Origin of the sequence: Streptomyces sp. NPDC057654 (assembly GCF_042800135.1) — a bacterium.
GTDB lineage: Bacteria > Actinomycetota > Actinomycetes > Streptomycetales > Streptomycetaceae > Streptomyces.
The window spans coordinates 1-2,202 of the sequence record NZ_JBHVHQ010001142.1; the positions used below are offsets into that span (position 1 = coordinate 1).

Consider the following 2,202-nt stretch of genomic DNA (forward strand, 5'->3'; position numbering starts at 1 on the left):
GGCCGCGACCCCGCCGGCCGAGCGCGCCCGGCTGCTGCACGCCGTCGCGGACGGCGTCGAAGCGCGCCTGGAGGACCTCGCCGCCGTCGAGACGGCCGACAACGGCGCACTGCTCCGCTCCCACCGCCGCGGCGTCATGCCCCGCGCCGCCCACAACCTCCGGTTCTTCGCCGACCGCCTGCTCGCCCTCGGCCACGACGACTTCGCGACCCGCGGCCACACCAACCACGTCACCTGGGATCCGGCCGGGCCCGCCGCGCTCATCACGCCGTGGAACGCGCCGCTGATGCTGGCCACCTGGAAGATCGGCCCCGCGCTGGCCGCCGGCGACCCCGTCGTCCTCAAGCCCGCCGAATGGACCCCGCTCACCGCCTCGCTCTTCGCCGACATCACCGCCGAGGCCGGGCTGCCGCCGGGCGTCTTCAACGTCCTCCAGGGGTACGGGGACGAGGCCGGCGCGCCCCTCGTGGCCGACCCGGACGTGCGCCGCATCAGCTTCACCGGCTCCGTGCCCACCGCACGGCGGATCGCCCGCGCGGCGGCCGAGCACCTGGTGCCCACCAGCTTCGAACTCGGCGGCAAGTCCCCGCTGCTCGTCTTCGCCGACGCCGACCTCGACCTCGCCGCCGACCTCGCCGTCGAGCAGTACGACAACGCGGGCCAGGTCTGCCTGGCCGCGACCCGGCTGCTCGTCGAGGAGTCCGTACGCGACGCCTTCCTCGAACGCTTCCTGGACCGGGCCCGCGCCCTCGTCCAGGGCGACCCGCGCGAGGAGCCCACCGGCATCGGCCCCACCATCCACCCCCGCCACCTGGAGCGGGTCGACGGATTCGTACAACGGGCGCTCAAGGCAGGCGCCACCGCGCTCCTCGGCGGCGGACCCAACACCGAACTCTCCGAACGGACCGGCGGCGCGTACTACCGCCCGACGCTCCTGACCGACGTCGCACAGGACTCGGAGATCGTGCAGGAAGAGGTCTTCGGACCCGTGCTCACCCTCCAGACCTTCGCCGACGAGGACGAGGCCGTGGCCCTGGCCGACGACACCCGCTTCGGACTGGCCGCCACCCTCGTCACCGGCGACCGCGAGCGCGCGGACCGCGTCGCCGCCCGGCTCGTCGCCGGCACGGTCTGGACCAACTGCTTCTTCGTCCGCGACCTCGCCGCGCCCTTCGGCGGCTCCCGCGAGTCCGGCATGGGCCGCGAGGGCGGCGACTGGAGCTTCGACTTCTACTGCGACCTGAAGAACACCGTCACCGCGCCGAAGGGGTGGCAGCGCCATGGGTGAGATCGTCGGGGCCGGCCTCCTCGCCCACGTCCCCACCATCGTCCTGCCCGAAGCGGGCCGCCGGGAGCTGAACGGCGGCCGCGAGGTCAGCCTCGTGCCGGGGCTGCGCAAGCTGCGCCGGGACGTCTTCGAGGAACTCGACTACGACACCGTCGTCGTCCTGGACTCGCACTGGGCGACCACCGTCGAGTTCGTCGTCGCCGCGCAGTCCCGCAGGGCCGGGCTGTTCACCTCCGAGGAACTGCCGCGCGGCATGTCCCGCATGCCCTACGACTTCCCCGGCGACCCCGAACTCGCCCGCTCCACCGCCGAGTTCGCGGGGAGTCACGGCACCTGGATCACCCCGATCGACGACCCGTACCTCCCGATCCACTACGCCACCGTCAACCTGTGGACGTATCTGGGCCAAGGGCTGCCCGACAAGCGGTGGATGTCGATCGGCGTGTGCCAGACCGGGGACGCCGAGGACCACCTCCGGCTCGGCCGCGCGCTCGCCGACGGCATCGCCGCGCTGCCCGGCCGCAGGGTGCTGCTGATCGCCTCCGGCGCGCTCTCCCACACCTTCTGGCCGCTGCGCGAACTCCGCGACCACGAGGCGAGCGACCCCGTGCACCTGCGCACCCCCGAGGCGCGCGCCGCCGACGAGGAACGCATCGACTGGCTGCTGCACGGCGACCACGCGCGCGTCCTGCGCACCATGCCGGACTTCGCCGTCCACAAGCCCGAGGCGGGCTTCGGCCACTACCTGATGATGGCCGGCGCCCTGGGCGAGGAGCGGCTGACCGCGCCCGGCCGCGCCTACAGCGCGTACGAGAACTCGATCGGCACGGGCCAGGTCCACCTGTGGTTCGACCGCCCGGCCGCGGGATGGGACGCCTAGCCGGGCCGGACCGGCGGACCGCGCGCCTTTCCGG

Annotated in this window: 2 protein-coding genes; both read left to right on the forward strand. The window is 73.8% G+C overall.

The window, feature by feature from the left end; all coding sequences use genetic code 11:
* Positions 1-1,288 (forward strand): aldehyde dehydrogenase family protein (locus ACFU99_RS41375; protein WP_384403284.1); only part of this gene is annotated, 1,288 nt, incomplete at its 5' end.
* A complete protein-coding gene (locus tag ACFU99_RS41380) occupies positions 1,281-2,168 on the forward strand; it encodes a 3,4-dihydroxyphenylacetate 2,3-dioxygenase (protein WP_384403287.1) in 888 nt (295 codons plus the stop codon). The genes ACFU99_RS41375 and ACFU99_RS41380, both read left to right, overlap by 8 nt.
* The last annotated feature ends 34 nt before the right edge of the window (positions 2,169-2,202 follow it).

Excerpts from the sequence above, each read along its gene's own strand:
- ACFU99_RS41380 (WP_384403287.1), top strand. The coding sequence starts at position 1,281 with ATGGGTGAGATCGTCGGGGCCGGCCTCCTCGCCCACGTCCCCACCATC.